The 15793-nt window shown below is 71.6% G+C and carries 14 protein-coding genes; 10 read left to right on the forward strand and 4 right to left on the reverse strand.

Annotated features, from left to right (window positions below):
- Positions 1-408: 408 nt before the first annotated feature.
- The 8 genes from AB0C59_RS11485 to AB0C59_RS11520 all read left to right on the forward strand — a co-directional run bounded on the left by AB0C59_RS11485 (position 409) and on the right by AB0C59_RS11520 (position 7091).
- On the forward strand, positions 409-1749 hold the full coding sequence (locus AB0C59_RS11485) for an alpha/beta fold hydrolase (protein WP_363003095.1): 1341 nt from the start codon (positions 409-411) through the stop codon (positions 1747-1749).
- 37 nt (positions 1750-1786) lie between these two features.
- Positions 1787-2422: an MBL fold metallo-hydrolase gene (locus tag AB0C59_RS11490; protein WP_363003097.1), complete on the forward strand. Its 636-nt coding sequence runs from the start codon at positions 1787-1789 to the stop codon at positions 2420-2422.
- A 35-nt stretch (positions 2423-2457) separates the two neighbouring features.
- On the forward strand, positions 2458-3237 hold the full coding sequence (locus AB0C59_RS11495; protein WP_363003099.1) for an exodeoxyribonuclease III: 780 nt from the start codon (positions 2458-2460) through the stop codon (positions 3235-3237).
- A 54-nt stretch (positions 3238-3291) separates the two neighbouring features.
- On the forward strand, positions 3292-3732 hold the full coding sequence (locus tag AB0C59_RS11500) for a DUF6278 family protein (RefSeq protein ID WP_363003101.1): 441 nt from the start codon (positions 3292-3294) through the stop codon (positions 3730-3732).
- 119 nt (positions 3733-3851) lie between these two features.
- Positions 3852-4595, forward strand: coding sequence for an amino acid ABC transporter ATP-binding protein (locus AB0C59_RS11505; RefSeq protein ID WP_363003103.1), 744 nt, complete (start codon positions 3852-3854; stop codon positions 4593-4595).
- A gap of 30 nt (positions 4596-4625) precedes the next feature.
- Positions 4626-5537, forward strand: coding sequence for a glutamate ABC transporter substrate-binding protein (locus tag AB0C59_RS11510; RefSeq protein WP_363003105.1), 912 nt, complete (start codon positions 4626-4628; stop codon positions 5535-5537).
- Between the two features lie 22 nt (positions 5538-5559).
- Entirely contained in the window at positions 5560-6204 is a 645-nt protein-coding gene (locus AB0C59_RS11515; RefSeq protein ID WP_363003107.1) for an amino acid ABC transporter permease, read from the forward strand.
- Complete coding sequence (locus AB0C59_RS11520; protein ID WP_363003109.1) at positions 6201-7091, forward strand: amino acid ABC transporter permease; 891 nt, start codon at positions 6201-6203, stop codon at positions 7089-7091. The genes AB0C59_RS11515 and AB0C59_RS11520 overlap by 4 nt, the downstream gene beginning before the upstream one ends.
- A 52-nt stretch (positions 7092-7143) precedes the next feature.
- Here AB0C59_RS11520 and AB0C59_RS11525 read toward each other — a convergent pair whose 3' ends face one another.
- Positions 7144-8706 (reverse strand): alpha/beta fold hydrolase, encoded by a 1563-nt coding sequence (locus AB0C59_RS11525; protein ID WP_363003111.1) that lies wholly within the window; start codon positions 8704-8706, stop codon positions 7144-7146.
- Between the two features lie 125 nt (positions 8707-8831).
- Positions 8832-9578, reverse strand: a complete 747-nt coding sequence (locus AB0C59_RS11530) for a hypothetical protein (RefSeq protein WP_363003113.1) — start codon at positions 9576-9578, stop codon at positions 8832-8834.
- A gap of 107 nt (positions 9579-9685) precedes the next feature.
- Between AB0C59_RS11530 and ggt the strand changes: the two genes are divergently transcribed.
- Positions 9686-11482: a gamma-glutamyltransferase gene (ggt, locus tag AB0C59_RS11535; protein ID WP_363003115.1), complete on the forward strand. Its 1797-nt coding sequence runs from the start codon at positions 9686-9688 to the stop codon at positions 11480-11482.
- A gap of 165 nt (positions 11483-11647) precedes the next feature.
- Here ggt and AB0C59_RS11540 read toward each other — a convergent pair whose 3' ends face one another.
- A complete protein-coding gene (locus tag AB0C59_RS11540; RefSeq protein WP_363003117.1) occupies positions 11648-14290 on the reverse strand; it encodes an ATP-dependent Clp protease ATP-binding subunit in 2643 nt (880 codons plus the stop codon).
- A 289-nt stretch (positions 14291-14579) separates the two neighbouring features.
- Positions 14580-15395, reverse strand: coding sequence for a type I methionyl aminopeptidase (gene map, locus AB0C59_RS11545; RefSeq protein ID WP_363003119.1), 816 nt, complete (start codon positions 15393-15395; stop codon positions 14580-14582).
- Between the two features lie 73 nt (positions 15396-15468).
- Here map and AB0C59_RS11550 point away from each other — a divergent pair, with 73 nt between their 5' ends.
- A complete protein-coding gene (locus AB0C59_RS11550) occupies positions 15469-15726 on the forward strand; it encodes a helix-turn-helix transcriptional regulator (protein ID WP_363003121.1) in 258 nt (85 codons plus the stop codon).
- Positions 15727-15793: the final 67 nt, after the last annotated feature.

The following is a 15793-nucleotide window of genomic DNA, read 5'->3' on the forward strand; positions in this document are numbered from 1 at the left end:
GATGGGTGGCTGCTTCGTCGCGGCGACGCCGCACGTGAGCGGGAGCGGTGCTCCGTGCAGTCGGGAGCCGCCTGCCTGAGACCTGCTCCCATCGGCCGGTCGGCGGTAAGGACTCTGACTGCTCAGCGAGAATCGCGGCTGCTCGCCGACGGCACAATCCGTCATCGGCGGGCGGCAACAGGGGTTCGCATACCGTGAACCCCGTTTGGCGTGCAGGTCAGAGCGTGGTAGCCGGTTGTTCCCGGATCACGAGCAGGACCGCGCCCCGCGCAGAGCGCCGGATGCAGGCGTGAGTCACACGGTGCACCAGCCGGGTGATTTGTCAAGAGTGGGACCGGGAGTGGGACGAGGCCCGCTAGATTCACCCCGGCGATGTGACATCTCATGACAGATGAGAGGCTCGGACGGGTGAGCGAGACACCACCTAACACCTTGCAATACCGCTTCGACGGGCCAGAGGACGCCCCCGTCCTGATCCTGGGACCCTCACTCGGGACCACCTGGCACATGTGGGATCGGCAGGTTCCCGAGCTCACCAAGCAGTGGCGTGTCTTCCGGTTCGACCTCCCCGGGCACGGCGGCGCCCCCGCCCACCCGGTCACCTCCGTCGGTGACCTCACCGCCCGCCTGCTCGCGACCCTGGACATGCTCGGGGTGCAGCGGTTCGGATACGCGGGCTGCGCGCTCGGCGGCGCCGTCGGCGTGCAGCTGGCCCTGCGCCACCCGGAGCGGCTCGCCTCGCTCGCCCTGATCGCCGCCTCCCCGCGCTTCGGCACGGCCGACGAGTTCCGTCAGCGCGGTGTGATCGTCCGCTCCAACGGCCTGGACCCGATCGCGCGGACCTCGCCGGAGCGCTGGTTCACCGGGGGCTTCGCGGCGGCCCAGCCCGCGATCACCGAGTGGGCGGTGCAGATGGTGCGCACCACCGACCCCGGCTGCTACATCGCGGCCTGCGAGGCGCTCGCCGCCTTCGACGTGCGGGCCGAGCTCGGCCGTGTCGGCGCCCCCACCCTGGTCCTCGTCGGCTCCGACGACCAGGTCACCGGGCCCGCCGAGGCGCGCACCCTGGTCGCCGGGATACCGGACGCCCGGCTCGCGGTCGTGCCCGGAGCCTCCCATCTGGTGCCCGTGGAACAGCCCGCGGCGGTCACGGACCTGCTGGTCCACCACTTCTCCACGGCATGGCAGCCCACGTTCGAGGCCACCGGCCAGATGTCGGCGATCGCGGCCTCCCCGGTGAAGCCGGTCCTGGCCGGGCCGCCGCCGACGGCCTCCGGGGCGCCCCTGGCCGCCGCGGCGCCCACGGCTCCCGTGGCCGAGATCGGCCCCGCGCGTCCGGGAGGCGGGCGGGGCCCAGCCACGGACCGCGACGACCCGTACGAGGCCGGGCTCAAGGCCCGCCGCGAGGTGCTCGGTGACGCCCATGTCGACCGGGTGCTCGCCTCGGCGGACGAGTTCTCCGGGGAGTTCCAGGAGTTCGTGACCCGCTACGCGTGGGGCGAGATCTGGGACCGGCCCGGCCTCGACCGCCGTACGCGCAGCACGGTCACGCTCACGGCCCTGGTCGCGGGCGGTCACCTGGAGGACCTCGCCGACCACACCAGGGCGGCCCTGCGCAACGGGCTGACCCCGGCGGAGATCAGGGAGGTGCTGCTGCAGGCGGCCGTCTACTGCGGCGTCCCGGCCGCGAACAGCGCGTTCAAGGTCGCCCAGCGCGTCATCCGGGAGGAGACGACACCCCAGGAGTGAACGGCGCCCCGCGCCCGGGCCGGGGCAGGATGGGGTCATGAAGCTCACGAAGAAGTCGCACGCGTGCGTCCGTCTGGAGAAGGACGGACGCACGCTCGTCATCGACCCCGGTGCCTTCAGCGAGGAGGACGCCGCGGCCGCCGCCGAGGTCATCCTGGTCACGCACGAGCACGCCGACCACTTCAGCGAGGACCGGCTGCGGGTGGGCATGGAGGCCAATCCGGGCGCCGAGATCTGGACGCTCGCCTCCGTCGCCGAGCAGATCTCGGCGGCGTTCCCGGGCCGGGTGCACACCGTCGGGCACGGCGACACGTTCACGGCCGCCGGCTTCGAGGTCCAGGTGCACGGCGAACTGCACGCGGTGATCCATCCGGACATCCCGCGCATCACGAACGTCGGATTCCTCGTCGACGGCGGCAAGGTCTTCCACCCCGGCGACGCGCTGACCCTCCCCGACCACCCGGTGCAGACGCTGATGCTGCCCGTGATGGCCCCGTGGAACAAGATCTCCGAGGTGATCGACTACGTCCGCGAGGTCAAGCCGCTGCGCGCCTACGACATCCACGACGCCCTGCTGACGGACCTGGCCCGTCCGATCTACGACCACCAGATCGCCGCGCTCGGCGGAGCCGAGCACCTCAGGCTCACCCCCGGGACGTCCGCCCAGCTCTGAGCGCGTTGTCACACCCGCCGGGTAGGTTGTGGGCCATGCGCATCGCGACCTGGAACGTGAACTCGATCACCGCCCGCCTGCCCCGGCTGCTGGCCTGGCTCGAGAGCAGCGGCACGGACGTGCTGTGCCTGCAGGAGGCCAAGGTCGCCGAGGCCCAGTTCCCGTACGAGCAGCTGCGCGAGCTGGGCTACGAGGCCGCGGTCCACGCCACGGGCCGGTGGAACGGAGTGGCGGTGCTCTCCCGCGTCGGCATCGAGGACGTGGTCAAGGGCCTGCCCGGCGACCCGGGCTACGACGGCGTCGAGGAGCCCCGCGCCCTGTCGGCCACCTGCGGCCCCCTCCGCGTCTGGTCGGTGTACGTACCCAACGGCCGCGAGGTGGACCACCCGCACTACGCGTACAAGCTCCAGTGGTTCGAAGCCCTGAAGGCCGCCGTCGCGGGCGACGCGGGCGGCGGCCGCCCCTTCGCGGTCCTGGGGGACTACAACGTGGCGCCGACGGACGACGACGTCTTCGACGTGGCGGCCTTCGAGGGGCTCACCCATGTCACCCCGGCCGAGCGGGCGGCCCTGGCCGAGCTGCGGGCCACGGGTCTGGCGGACGTCGTGCCCCGCCCGCTGAAGTACGACCGGCCGTTCACGTACTGGGACTACCGCCAGCTCGGCTTCCCCAAGAACCGCGGCATGCGCATCGACCTGGTGTACGGGAACCAGCCGTTCGCGGCGGCGGTCAAGGACGCGTACGTGGACCGCGAGGAGCGCAAGGGCAAGGGCGCCTCCGACCACGCACCCGTGGTGGTGGACCTGGAGGTGTAGCCGACGCCGCGCGCCCTGTGGAGGGACCCGCCGCGCCGGTGCCACGCTGGAGGCATGGACATCCCCTTCCTCGGCCGCCGGCGAAAGAGGCGCGAGCCCGCCTTCGGTGTCGCGGTGTTCTCCGACGGCGGTGGTGACGCGGCCGCCGTCGCCGAGCTGCTCTCCGAGTGCGAGCTGCTGCGCTCCCACGCCGAGGACGCGGGCGTGGTCCTCGACGACTCCGCGGGGTCGCTGGAGGCGCTCGACCAGCTCGTGCCGCGCTGGCGCGACGACCCGGAACTCCTGCCCTGGCTGGGCAACGACGCGGGCCTGTATCTGGGCACGGTCATCGTGCGCACCGTCCGGGGGAGCGCCTGGAAGATCTGGCCGAGCGGCCACCCCGTGGTCGCGTTGGCGTCCGGCCGCGAGATCGACGTGGTCGGCGACGGCCACACCTGGGCGGCCACCGGTGTCCCCGAGCTCTCGCAGGTGTACGCGGAAGCGGCGGAGTCCTAGACCGTTCCCTTTTGCCGTAAATACGGCTAATGCCCGAAAAGTGCGTGTCGGGTGTTCCGTCAGGTCACCGCTGGATAGTTTGCGGCACCGGTGGCACGGAGCGAGCAGGGCGGGTGGGCATGGCGGTCGATCCGCTGATCGAACTCGACGGTGTGAACAAGTGGTACGGCGATCTGCACGTTCTCCAGGACATCGATCTCACGGTCGGCAAGGGCGAGGTGGTCGTGGTCGTCGGCCCGTCCGGGTCCGGGAAGTCCACCCTGTGCAGGACCGTCAACCGGTTGGAGAGCATCCAGTCCGGCACCATCAGGCTCGACGGCAGCCCGCTGCCCGAGGAGGGCAGGGCCCTGGCCCGGCTCCGCGCCGACGTGGGCATGGTCTTCCAGTCCTTCAACCTCTTCGCCCACAAGACCGTGCTGCAGAACGTCTCGCTCGCCCCGGTCAAGGTCCGCCGCCGCGGACGGGACGCCGCCGACGCGCGCTCCCGGGAACTGCTCGACCGCGTCGGGCTCGCGGCCCAGGCGGCCAAGTACCCGGCCCAGCTCTCGGGCGGCCAGCAGCAGCGGGTCGCCATCGCCCGCGCCCTCGCGATGGACCCCAAGGTGCTGCTGTTCGACGAACCGACCTCCGCCCTCGACCCCGAGATGATCAACGAGGTCCTGGAGGTGATGCGCCGGCTCGCCCAGGACGGCATGACGATGGTCGTGGTCACGCACGAGATGGGGTTCGCGCGCGCCTCCGCCGACCGTGTCGTCTTCATGGCCGACGGACGCATTCTGGAGGATCGCGCCCCGGAGGAGTTCTTCACGCATCCACGCAGCGACCGCGCCAAGGACTTCCTCTCCAAGATCCTCAAGCACTGAGGGGTGCCGACCAGAGTGCGAGTGCGACCTGTGACCCGTGCCGGACGCGTGTGCGTCGTCCTGGCTCTGCTCCTGGCCTCGGCGGCCGCCGCCTGCGGCAGGGCCGGCAGCCCCCCGACCCGGGGCCCTGCCACCGGCCGACTCCCCGTCTACCAGGTGGACAAGGGCTTCCGGCTGCCCGCCTCGCCCACGTGGCGGCGGGCCGAGAGGCGCGGCCATCTCGTCGTCGGCGTCAAGGAGGACCAGCCCTATCTGGGGGAGAAGGACCCCGCCACCGGCGCCTACGCCGGATTCGACATCGAGATCGCCCGGATGATGGCGGCCTCGCTCGGCTTCGACCCCACGACCACCCGCTTCGTGACCATCGCCTCCGCCAACCGCGAGACGGCCCTGCAGAACGGGCAGATCGATTTCTACGTCGGCACCTACACCATCAACGACCTGCGCAAGAAGCTCGTCGGCTTCGCGGGCCCCTACTACCTGGCCGGGCAGTCCCTGCTGGTGCGCCGCGACGAGGACGACATCCACGGTCCGCAGGACCTCGACGGCAGGCGCGTGTGCTCCGTCGCGGGGTCGACGCCCTACCAGCGGATCCGCGACGCGTACCCGAAGGCGGTCCTCGTCGCCTACGACTCCTACTCGGTGTGCGTGGACAACCTGCTGACCTACCAGGTCGACGCGGTCACCACCGACGACGCCATCCTCATCGGCTATGCGGCGAAGGCGCCGGACGAACTGAAGGTCGTCGGCCGCCCCTTCTCCAAGGAGCCCTACGGCATCGGCGTCCCCCGCGCCGACGACGCACTGCGCTTCGCGCTGGACGACGCGCTCGCGGCCCGGGAGAAGAACGGCGACTGGAAGAGGGCGTACGAGGCGACCCTCGGCCTGTCCGGAGTGCCCGCCCCCACCCCACCACCCATCGACCGCTATCCGGCGCCCTGAGCGAGACGGCAGCGAGACTCCCGTGAACGTACTGACCGACAATCTGTCCCTCTTCACCGCGGGCTTCCTCGGCACCGTGGAACTCACCGTCTACTCCTCCCTGCTGGCGCTGGTGCTGGGCTCGCTGATGGCCGCCTTCCGGGTCGCGCCGGTGCGGTCCCTGCGGGTGCTCGGCACGGCGTGGGTGGCGGTGCTGCGCAACACCCCGCTCACCCTGCTGTTCTTCGCGGTGCTGCTCGGCCTGCCCCGCTTCGGACTGGTGCTGCCCTTCACGGTGTTCGCGGTCCTCGCGCTCGGCTGCTACACCTCGGCGTTCATCTGCGAGGCGCTGCGCTCGGGCATCAACACCGTGCCCACGGGGCAGGGGGAGGCGGCCCGCAGCCTCGGGATGACCTTCGGGCAGACCCTGTCGCACGTGGTCCTGCCGCAGGCCTTCCGCGCGGTGATCCCACCGGTCGGCTCGATCCTGATCGCGCTCGCCAAGAACTCGGCCATCGCGGGAGCCTTCAGCGTGACCGAACTGCTCGGCACCTACCGGCCGCTGAGCGAGCTCGGCTACAACATCGTCTGGACGTTCGTCTGGATCGCCGTCGGATACCTCGTCATCACCGGCGCCCTGAGCGTGCTGTTCCATCTCCTGGAGCGCCGCTGGGGGGTGGCCCGATGACCGTCAGGACCGCCGCGGCCACGGCCCTCTACGACGTCCCCGGCCCCAAGACGCGTGCCAGGCACCGGATCTACGGCCTCGCGGCCACCGCGGTCCTGCTCGCCCTGGTCGTCTGGATCGCGTATCTGCTGGTCGACACGGGCCAGTTCGCCTACACGAAGTGGCTGCCCTTCGAGTACGCGGGAATCCAGGGACTGCTGCTGCGCGGCCTCGGCAACACGCTCAAGGCCTTCGCGCTCGCCGCCGTGCTCTCCCTCGTCCTCGGCGCGGCCCTCGCCACCGGACGGCTCTCCGACCATGCTCCGGTGCGGGTGTTGTCCACGCTCGTCGTGGAGTTCTTCCGTGCCATGCCGCTGCTGGTGATGATCTTCTTCATCTTCGTGGCGCTCAAGGTGCAGCCCCTGCCGGCGCTGGTGGCGGGACTCACGCTCTACAACGGCTCCGTGCTCGCCGAGGTGTTCCGCTCCGGCGTGAACTCCGTGGAACGGGGCCAGAAGGAGGCCGCCTACGCACTCGGTCTGCGCAAGACCCAGGTCATGACCCACGTCCTGGCACCCCAGGCCGTACGGGCGATGCTGCCCGCCATCATCAGCCAGTTGGTGGTCGCCCTCAAGGACACCTCGCTGGGATTCCTCATCACCTACGAGGAGTTTCTCCACGCCGGGAAGCTCATCGCATCGAACCTCGACTACGATTTGCCGTTCATCCCCGTGGTGATGGTGATCTCGCCGATCTACATCGGGATGTGCATGCTGCTCTCAGGGGTCGCGCAGTGGGTGGCCCGCTGGGAGCGCAGAAGTCCCAAGACCGGTGCCGTGGAAGTGGCCGCGGCCGGGCCGGGGACACTGCTGCCGGACGGGGCTCCCCCCACGGCCCCTGAGCCGTAGGGGGAGGGGACCGGCAGTCACAGGGCCAGGCCCGGCCGGCCGCAGCCGGTGATCACTGCTCGCGCAGCGGTACGGACACGTATGACGGATCGTCCGCCGGCGAGGAGAAGGTCAGCTGCGCGCCGGACGGGTTGTGCTCCATGTAGAGCGGGTCGACCGTGTCGACGACCAGGGCCAGTTTGTGCCCGGCCGGCACGTCGTAGGCCGTCGAGAGCAGGTCCAGGTCCACGCCGAACGGCTTGCCCGGAGTCTGCCCGTACCAGGTGTACGGCGCGTGCGTGACCAGCTTGCCGATGCCGAGCGGCCCGACGTCGTAGAGGTAGGCGACGAGGGTGCCGTTCTCCTTGGTGCCGGTGACCGTGGTGTGCAGCTTCACCGTGCCGCGGACCCGCTGGGCGCTGTCGTACCTCCCGGACTGCCACACGGCCGCCCACAGGCGCGGCAGCAGCGGGATCGAGGCCATCGGGGGCAGTTGCGCGACCTGGTCCAGGATGCTGGACAGGAAGAGGATGCCGCCGTCCGCACCGGAGTCGACGTTCGCGTAGATCCTCTTCGTGCCGCCGAGGTCGATCTTCCGGCTGGTCGCGCCCACCGACTTCCAGTCCGGGTAGCCCTCGTAGCCGCCGCCGGTACGGGAGGAGAGCTCGACCGGCTGCTCCCGGTCCACGCCGTTGTCGTCACCCTTGAGGTAGTGGTCGAACCACCGGTCGGTGTCGTTCCAGACGTCGTTGGGCAGCCCGAAGAGCCCGGTCATCTCGGCGGTCGCGTGGTCGCCCGGGCGCAGTTCGAGGCGCTTGGGGCCCGTCAGCTTCTCGTAGAAGTCGCCGTAGCTGTTGGGCGGGAAGATCGAGTCGCCCCAGGCGTTGGCGAGCATGACCGCGGTGCCGTTGCGGTTCAGCCGGTCGAGGTAGGTCGAGGGCGAGCGCACCTTGCCCCACTCGATCAGCGAGGACTCCTTGGACACGTCACCGGAGAAGTAGTCCTTGAACATCTGCTTGGTCCCGGCGCTCTGCCGGCCGGTGAGCATCGAGCTGCCCGCCAGCATCGCCGCCGCCTGCAGGTGCTGGGTGCGACCGTAGTAGAGCGAGCCGACGATGTCGGACCAGCCACTCAGCGAGGCGACGGCCTTGACGCGCTTGTCCTGCGCGGCGGTCAGCAGGCTGATGCCGGCGCCGTAGGAGACGCCCGCCATGCCGATGTGGCCCGAGTCCGACGGGGTGTTGGCCAGCGCCCAGTCGATCACCTTGGAGGCGTCCGCTATGTCCGGTGGTCCCGCCACTTCTATCTCGCCGCCGGACTGCCAGAAGCCGCGCACGTTGTATCCGACCACCACATAGCCGGAGTCGGCCAGTTTCTGCGCCTGGGCCAGGTACTCGACCTGGGGCAGGGCCCAACTCGTCGGCATCACGATGAGCGGGTAGCGGTGCGTGCCGTCGGCGTGCGCGGGCGTGGCGACGTTCGCCTTCAGGACCGTGCCGCCGTCCCCGGTGATGTCGACGAACCGCACGTCGCTCGCCTGCGCGGCGGGTGCGAGCCCGAAGGCGCCCCCGGCGATCAGCGTGGCCGAGACGGCTCCCACGGCGGTCGTACGCAGGATCCCCCGTGCACTTCTCATGGGTCACTCCTCACTGGGACGAACTTCAACGAGTGCAAAGTGACCCGACGGTAACCGGCCAGGCTTACCAGAGGTAACCCGTCGGTAAGTTACGTACGGGTAAAGGTTGCGAGGTGAACGAGCAACTACGCGGTGTCACCGGCGGGTTGGGGATCCGGCTCCGCGACCGGGGTGCGGGCGGCCCGGGTGACGTCACCGACCAGCTCCACCACATCGGGCCCGTACGCCTGCGAGTTGACGACCTTCAGCAGCAGGACGAAGGAGCCCGTGCCGTATCTGCGGGCCAGCCGCTCGTGGTGCCGCGCGAGGTAGCGGCTCGCCGCCTGGTTGTCGATCGCGCGCTGACCGCAGAACAGGAAGACGGGTCGCGTGCCGTGCCCCAGATCCGCGGTGAGCCTCGCGAGGATCGCGTACTCGGTCCTGCCCTTCTCCAGCGGATACCGCTCGCCGCCTATCACGAACGCGGCGCGGTCCGGGCCGGGTTCGCCCGCCCGGACACCGGGCAGCAAGGACCGCAGATGGGCCTCCATCCGGTGGTTCGAGCCCGGGCCGCCCACGCAGAACTCCGTGCGCTCACCGAATCCCTGCTGCGCCGTGTCGTGCGCGACGACCTGGGCGCGCGCACCGCAGTCCTTGATGAGCGCCGAGAGTTCCAGCAGGGCGAACACGTCCTGCCGCGTCACCGTCAGGTCGGGACCGCCCGCGTTGCGGTTGACCACCAGAAGCGACTCGGAGTTCTCCGGAAGGCCGAAGAACGCCTGCTTGCGCCTCAGTTTCCGCCGCCACAGATAGGTGCGGGCGAGCCAGCCGAGAGCGGCGCTGACACCGGTGGCGGCCACCCCGAGGAGGATGTTGCGGACGTCGTCGTTCATGGCGGCGCATGGTAGCGGGCTCGGGTGTACCGGTGTTCGATGGGACTGACGGGACCGGGGTTGTGCGGTTACCCTGCGTGGACGGTCGTCGTCGACTGGAGGTACGCATGCGTCACCCCCTCGCGCGGAATCTGGCAGTACTGGCGGTCTCGGCCGCCGTGGTCTCGGTGGGAGCGGCGCCGCCGCCGACCTCCGCGGCGGCTCAGGAGAAGGTGCCCGTCGCCGTGGGGCGCGGCGGGGCGGTGTCGAGCGTCGACAAGGACGCCACCGCCGCCGGGATCGAGGTGCTCAGGCAGGGCGGCAACGCGGTGGACGCGGCCGTCGCCACGGCCGCCGCGCTCGGCGTCACCGAGCCCTACTCGTCGGGCATCGGCGGAGGCGGCTACTTCGTCTACTACGACGCGAAGAGCCGTACGGTGCACACCATCGACGGCCGCGAGACGGCCCCGCGCACCGCGGACTCCTCCCTGTTCCTGGAGAACGGCAAGCCGCTGGCCTTCGCCGACGCCGTCACCAGCGGGCTGAGCGTCGGCACCCCGGGTACGGCCGCCACCTGGCAGAAGGCGCTGGACAGCTGGGGCTCCCGGCGGCTGGGCACCGTCCTGAGGCCCGCCGAGCGCATAGCCCGCGACGGGTTCACCGTCGACGACACCTTCCGCTCGCAGACCGCGTCCAACGAGACGCGCTTCCGCGCCTTCCCGGACACGGCCAGGCTCTTCCTGCCCGGCGGACAGCTCCCCGCGGTGGGCTCCACCTTCAAGAACCCCGATCTGGCCCGCACCTACGAGCAGCTGGGCCGCGAGGGCATCGGCGCGATCTACCACGGGGACCTCGGCAAGGACATCGTCGCGACCGTCGACAAGCCGCCGGTGGACCCCGCCTCGGGCTGGAACGCCCGCCCCGGGAAGCTGTCCGCACGGGATCTCGCCGTGTACGGCGCGAAACTCCAGGCACCCACGAGGACGTCGTACCGCGGTCTCGGCGTCTACTCCATCGCGCCCTCCTCCTCCGGCGGCACCACCGTCGGCGAGGCCCTCAACATCCTGGAGCGGACGAACCTGTCCAAGGCCGGCCAGGTCCAGTATCTGCACCACTTCATCGAGGCGAGCCGGATCGCGTTCGCGGACCGGGGCCGCTGGGTCGGCGACCCCGCCTTCGAACACGTGCCCACCGCCGGACTGCTGTCGCAGCGCTACGCCGACTCGCGCGCCTGCCTCATCAAGGACGACTCGGTGCTCACCAGCCCGCTGGCACCCGGTGACCCGCGTCGTCCGGCGCCCTGCGGCAAGGGCGGCACGGCCGCGCCGACGACGTACGAGGGCGACAACACCACGCACCTCACGGTCGCCGACAAGTGGGGCAACGTCGTCTCCTACACGCTGACCATCGAGCAGACCGGCGGCAGCGCCATCACGGTCCCGCATCGCGGCTTCCTGCTCAACAACGAGCTGACGGACTTCTCGTTCACGCCCGCGAACCCGGCCGTCCACGACCCGAACCTGCCCGGCCCGGGCAAGCGCCCGCGCTCCTCGATCTCCCCGACCATCGTGCTCGACCGGCAGCGCCGCCCCGTCGTCGCCCTGGGCTCGCCCGGCGGCGCGACCATCATCACCACCGTGCTCCAGACCCTGACCGGGTTCCTCGACCGCCGTCTGCCGCTGGTGGACGCCATCGCCGCACCCCGCGCCAGCCAGCGCAACGCCGCCACCACCGAACTCGAACCCGCCCTGTACGACAGCGATCTGCGGGGGCGGTTGGAGGCGATCGGCCACCGCTTCACGCTGAACCCGGAGATCGGCGCGGCCACCGGCGTGCAACGCCTGCCCGACGGCCAGTGGCTGGCGGCGGCCGAGAAGGTACGGCGCGGGGGAGGCTCCGCGATGGTGGTCGACCCCACGAGGTGACCGCCGCACATCGGCGGCCCCCACGCCGCGGGAAGACCCGGCGGCGGAAGGCCCCTACGGCGCCCGGAGAAGGCCACACGCCAGGGTTCGGGGGGTGTCCGACTTCGGGGGTCGCGGCGGCCGGGGCTCGTCGGTGAGCGGCTTCACGAGCCCGGTGTCGCGGGCTCAGGCCGTGCCGCCGCTGTCGTCGCCGATTCCGCCGGGGCGCAGCGGGCCGTCCTCCTGTTGGGCCGCCGTCTGCCACCATCCGGTCGTCGAGGCCGTCTCGGCCTTCGGGGCGGCCGGTTCGCCGCGGAAGGCGAGCCGCCCGTCCTCGACGTCCACCACGACCGAGCCGTCCCGCTCGATCCGCCCGTCCAGCAGCAGCCGGGAGAGCTGGTTGTCGACCTCCCGCTGGATGGTGCGACGCAACGGCCGGGCACCGTACTCCGGCTGGAAGCCCCGCTGCGCGAGCCAGTCCACGGCGCGCTCGGTGAAGGTCACGTCGATGTCCTGGGCGTGCAGCCGGCGCCGGGTCTTGTCCAGCATCAGGTCGGTGATGCGGCGCAGTTGCTCGGCGGACAGCTGCCGGAAGACCACGATCTCGTCGATCCGGTTGAGGAACTCGGGGCGGAAGTGCTCGCGCAGCGGGCGCAGGATCTGGTCCCGGCGGGCGTCCTCGTCCGCCTCCGCGCCGCCCGAACCGAACCCGATCGACCCCCCGCGCCGGGTGATCGCCTCGGAGCCGAGGTTGCTGGTCATGGCGATGACCGTGTTGGTGAAGTCCACCGTGCGCCCCTGGGCGTCGGTGAGACGGCCGTCGTCCAGGACCTGGAGCAGGATGTTGAACACGTCCGGGTGGGCCTTCTCCACCTCGTCCAGCAGCAGCAGCGAGTAGGGGTGGCGCCGTACCACCTCGGTGAGCTGCCCGGCCTCCTCGTGGCCGACGTACCCGGGTGGGGCTCCCACCAGCCGGCTGACGGTGTGCCGCTCCTGGTACTCGCTCATGTCCAGGCGGACCATGCGCTCCTCGCTGCCGAACAGCACCTCCGCCAGCGCCCGGGCCAGTTCGGTTTTGCCGACGCCGGTCGGGCCGAGGAAGAGGAAGCTGCCGATGGGCCGATCGGGGCTGGACAGTCCGGCGCGTGAGCGCATGACCGCGTCGGCGACCACGGCGACCGCCTCGTTCTGCCCGACCACCCGCTGGTGCAGGTGCTCCTCCAGGCCCAGCAGCCGCTTCTTCTCCTCCTCGGTGAGCCGGCTGACCGGGATGCCGGTGCGCCGGGACACCACCTCGGCGACGGCCTCGGCGGTCACCTCCAGATGCTGCCCCTCGTCGGCCTCGGTGTCGTCGGCGGTGCGGTCGATGCGGTCCTTGAGCTCGGTGATGCGGTCGCGCAGCCGGGTCGCCTGCTCGTAGCTCTCGTCGGCGACCGCCTGGTCCTTGTCCCGGGTCAGCCGCTCGACCTCCCGTTCCAGGGCCCGTACGTCCGTGCCCTTGGTCCGGGCGCTCAGCCGCACCCGGGCGCCCGCCTGGTCGATCAGGTCGATGGCCTTGTCGGGCAGATGCCGGTCGGTGAGGTAGCGGTCCGACAGCTCGACGGCCGCCACCAGCGCCTCGTCGGTGTAGCGCACCTGGTGGTGGGCCTCGTAGCGGTCGCGCAGACCTCGCAGGATCTCGATGGCGTCCGGCAGGGTCGGCTCCGGAACCAGGATCGGCTGGAAGCGGCGGGCGAGCGCGGCGTCCTTCTCGATCCTGCGGTACTCCTCCAGCGTGGTGGCGCCCACGATGTGCAGTTCGCCGCGGGCCAGCGCGGGCTTGAGGATGTTGCCCGCGTCCATGGAGCCGCCGTCGGTTCCGGTGCCCGCGCCGACCACGGTGTGCATCTCGTCGATGAACACGATCAGTTCGTCCGAGCGCGCGCGGATCTCGCCCACGATGGTGGTGAGCCGTTCCTCGAAGTCGCCGCGGTAGCGGGTGCCCGCGACGACCGCGGTCAGGTCCAGGGCGAGCACCCGGCGGCCGAGCAGGATGTCCGGCACGTCGTTCTCGGCGATGCGCTGGGCGAGGCCCTCCACGATGGCGGTCTTGCCGACACCGGCGTCACCGATGAGGACCGGGTTGTTCTTGCCGCGGCGGGAGAGCACCTCGATGGTCTGCTCGATCTCCTCGTCGCGTCCGATCACCGGATCGATGCGGCCCTGCCGCGCGAGTTCGGTCAGATCGCGGCTGAACTTGTCCAGGGTCGGGGTGGAGGAGTGGCGGGGCCGCTCCTGGCGTGTCTGCGTGCTCTCCCCGCCGTCCGCGGGCAGGGAGGGGGGCGCGTAGTGCGCCGAGTGCAGGATGTGCCCGGCGGCGGAGTCCGGGTTCGCGGCCAGGGCGCTGAGCACGTGCTCGGGGCCGATGTGGCCGGCGCCGCTCGCCCGCGCCAGCTCGTGCGCGTCCAGCAGGGCGCGCTTGACGGCGGGCGTCAGGGACAGCGAGGTCGGCGGCGGGGTCTCGCCGGGATCCTGGCGGGCCGGTCCGGCGCGCTGGTCGATCTCCGTGGCCAGCGAGTCGGGGTCCGCGCCGGCACGGGTCAGCAGGCTCCGGGTGGGTTCCGCGGACAACGCCGCGCGCAGCAGATGCTGGGTGTCCAGATCGCGGCTGCCGTGCTCGGAGGCGTACTGCGCGGCGCCGGCGACCAACTGCCGGGCGGGCTCGCTGAGCAGCCGTCCGAGGTCGACCTGCCGGGGACCGGGGCGCTGTCCGCCGCCGAAGATACGTGCGAAGAACTCTGCGAAGGGGTCCGAGCCGTAGCCCTGCGGACCGTTGAACCCGCTGGTCATGGCATTCCGTTCCGGCGTCCCGGCGGGGCCCGGGACACGCTCGCTGATCGACGTGCCGGTGCCGGTGCCGGGTGCCCGGGCGGGGGCCCAGGCCCGCCGGGTCCTGTCACCAGGCGTCGCGGGCAGGCGAAGCGGTGCCGACAGGGCCCAGGGCGCGCCCGGCGCTCGTACCACGATGGCACGAACGCACCCCCACGGCATGTCCAGCCGTGCCCGTCGTGCCCGTCGTGCCCGTCGCGGCCTGCCGGGGCCGAGGCAGGCGCTCCCGGGCCGGGGCGGCGGCGCGCCGTCAGACTCCGGCGGCGGGGGCGGTCGGCGCGAGGGCGGGGTCGGGCTGCTGCCGGGCCGTGAGGATGCGGGGGCCCCGGTCCGTGATCGCCACCGTGTGTTCCGCGTGGGCCGCGCGGGAGCCGTCGTCGGTGAGCAGGGTCCAGCCGTCCCCGGCCTCGTGGTAGCCGTCCGTGCCGCCGCCGACGAGCATGGGCTCGATGGCCAGGACCATGCCGTGCCGCAGCCGCATGCCGCGTCCGGGCCGCCCCTCGTTGGGGACCGGAGGGTCCTCGTGCATCCGGCGGCCCACCCCGTGCCCGCCGAAGTCCTGCGGGACGCCGTATCCGGCGGCCCGGCACACCGTGCCGACCGCGTGGGCGATGTCCCCGATCCGGTTGCCGACGCGCGCGGCCTCGATGCCCGCGGCGAGGGCCCGCTCGGCGGTCTCGATCAGCCGTACGTCCTCGGGACGGGGCTCGCCCACGACGAAGCTGATGGCCGAGTCGCCGGCCCAGCCGTCCAGCACGGCGCCGCAGTCGGCGGACAGGAGGTCGCCGTCGCGCAGCCGGTAGCCGTCGGGGACGCCGTGCACGATCGCGTCGTTGACGGACGTGCACAGGACGGCCGGGAAGGGGGCCGTAGCGAAGGAGGGCCGGTAGCCGAGGAAGGGCGAGTCGGCGCCGGCGTCGGCGAGCACCTGGCGTGCCACCTCGTCCAGTTCCCGCAGGCTGACGCCCACGGCCGCGGCCCGCCGGACGGCGGTGAGGGCGCGGCCGACCACTTGGCCGGCCGCGTACATGGCATCGATCGAGGAGTCCGTCTTGAGTTCCACCATGCCAATTACTATACCGCCTCGCCCCAATTACTATACCGGTCCGGCAGTGGGGGACCGGTATTAGAATGGGTCCATGGTGCGCAACCCGCTGACCCCAGAAGAGCGCGAACGAGGCGAGCGCCTCGGGCGGTTGCTGCGCGAGGCCCGTGCGGACCGCAGCATGGCCGAGGTGGCCGCCGGCGCCGGCATCTCCGCCGAGACGCTGCGCAAGATCGAGACGGGGCGCGCCCCGACCCCGGCGTTCTTCACGGTCGCGGCCCTGGCGCGGGTGCTCGGCCTGTCCCTGGACGACCTCATGGGCCGGTGCGCGCCGGCCCGTCTCAGCGCCTGACCGCGCCGCCCGATCGCGCCGCCCCCGGGCCCCGGCGGCGACAATCGGACGACTCACCCGCAGGGGT

It is taken from the genome of Streptomyces sp. NPDC048664, from assembly GCF_040650555.1.
Taxonomy (GTDB): domain Bacteria; phylum Actinomycetota; class Actinomycetes; order Streptomycetales; family Streptomycetaceae; genus Streptomyces.

Excerpts from the sequence above, each read along its gene's own strand:
- AB0C59_RS11550 (WP_363003121.1), top strand. The coding sequence starts at position 15,469 with ATGGTGCGCAACCCGCTGACCCCAGAAGAGCGCGAACGAGGCGAGCGC.
- map (WP_363003119.1), bottom strand. The coding sequence starts at position 15,395 with ATGGTGGAACTCAAGACGGACTCCTCGATCGATGCCATGTACGCGGCC.
- AB0C59_RS11520 (WP_363003109.1), top strand. The coding sequence starts at position 6,201 with ATGACCGTCAGGACCGCCGCGGCCACGGCCCTCTACGACGTCCCCGGC.
- AB0C59_RS11490 (WP_363003097.1), top strand. The coding sequence starts at position 1,787 with ATGAAGCTCACGAAGAAGTCGCACGCGTGCGTCCGTCTGGAGAAGGAC.
- AB0C59_RS11500 (WP_363003101.1), top strand. The coding sequence starts at position 3,292 with ATGGACATCCCCTTCCTCGGCCGCCGGCGAAAGAGGCGCGAGCCCGCC.
- AB0C59_RS11495 (WP_363003099.1), top strand. The coding sequence starts at position 2,458 with ATGCGCATCGCGACCTGGAACGTGAACTCGATCACCGCCCGCCTGCCC.
- AB0C59_RS11530 (WP_363003113.1), bottom strand. The coding sequence starts at position 9,578 with ATGAACGACGACGTCCGCAACATCCTCCTCGGGGTGGCCGCCACCGGT.
- AB0C59_RS11505 (WP_363003103.1), top strand. The coding sequence starts at position 3,852 with ATGGCGGTCGATCCGCTGATCGAACTCGACGGTGTGAACAAGTGGTAC.
- AB0C59_RS11540 (WP_363003117.1), bottom strand. The coding sequence starts at position 14,290 with ATGACCAGCGGGTTCAACGGTCCGCAGGGCTACGGCTCGGACCCCTTC.
- ggt (WP_363003115.1), top strand. The coding sequence starts at position 9,686 with ATGCGTCACCCCCTCGCGCGGAATCTGGCAGTACTGGCGGTCTCGGCC.
- AB0C59_RS11525 (WP_363003111.1), bottom strand. The coding sequence starts at position 8,706 with ATGAGAAGTGCACGGGGGATCCTGCGTACGACCGCCGTGGGAGCCGTC.